The sequence below is a fragment of the Oribacterium sp. oral taxon 078 str. F0262 genome, from assembly GCF_000160135.1.
Taxonomy (GTDB): Bacteria; Bacillota; Clostridia; order Lachnospirales; family Lachnospiraceae; genus Oribacterium.
Genome location: NZ_GG729935.1, coordinates 72657 through 73851 on the forward strand (window position 1 = coordinate 72657; position 1195 = coordinate 73851).

Consider the following 1195-nt stretch of genomic DNA (forward strand, 5'->3'; position numbering starts at 1 on the left):
CCAACCTGCTCAAGCGGGATTTCAGGTCAACAGAGCCACTGACAAAATGTGTTACGACATAACCGAAATCAAGGCGAGTGATGGGAAACTCTATGTTTCTGCTATGTTTGACTGCTTCGATCTGGCTGTCTTAGGACTGGCAATGGCTACCAACATGAAGGCTCCGCTGTGTGCCCGAACCCTGAGGAATGCTCATAAGGCTTACCCGGGGATCGAAGGTGCGATCTGCCATAGCGATCGCGGAGTACAGTACACCAGTGATTGCTACCATAGAGCCGTCCAGGACTGCCATATAACACAGAGCATGAACAGTGATGGTGGCCGTTGCCATGATAATGCTCGTTGTGAGAGCATGTGGGCGAGAATGAAACCTGAACTCTTATATGATCGCTATGACACCGAGAAGATGACTGTAACCGAGCTAAAAGAGCTTATCTGGCGTTACTACATGAGCTACTGGAATAACCGTCGAATCTGTTCCGCAAATGATGGCCTTCCACCCATGGTCAAGAGACAACGATACTATTCATCTTTACAGGAAGCAGCTTAGGGTTGTAAATCCTTGAGGAAAATCTGTCAACCATTATTGACAATATCATAAACTGCTGACGATATACCACGGCTCAAAGCAGATCGTAGAAACACCGACCTTCGGAGAAGGGCGAAAGAATAATGATTTCGGGCTTGGCTTTTACTGCACCGAAAGCAACGACCTTGCCAAGGAATGGGCGGTTTCTTCTCTGAGAGACGGATTTTCCAACCGATATACGCTGGACACGGAGTTTCTGAACATTCTTAAGCTAAACAGCCCGGATTATACTATACTCAACTGGATGGCAGTCCTTGTTGCACACCGACTGTTTTCCATTAAGACACCCGTGGCGAGAAGAGCTAAATCCTATCTGATCGACAATTTTGGAGTCAACGTCAATGCTTACGATTTAATCACGGGCTACAGAGCCGATGATTCCTATTTTGATTACGCAGAAGCGTTTTTAAACAACGCAATCACTGTGGAGCAGCTTTCGAGCGCCATGCGCCTCGGAAAGCTGGGGGAGCAGATCGTGATCAAGTCAAAATTCGCTTTTTCAAAAATCAAGTATGAGGGCTTTGAGGCTGCGGAAAAGGATGCCTATTACGTCCTTCGGAAGGCAAGGGGTGACGATGCCAATCAGGCCTATCTGAATATTCTTGA

At 47.1% G+C, this 1195-nt stretch carries 1 protein-coding gene and 1 pseudogene; both read left to right on the forward strand.

Annotated features, from left to right (window positions below; genetic code table 11):
- Positions 1–550: pseudogene (locus GCWU000341_RS07805) on the forward strand (transposase); the annotation flags it as partial.
- 82 nt (positions 551–632) lie between these two features.
- Positions 633–1195 (forward strand): DUF3990 domain-containing protein (locus GCWU000341_RS07810; protein WP_242651667.1); only part of this gene is annotated, 563 nt, incomplete at its 3' end.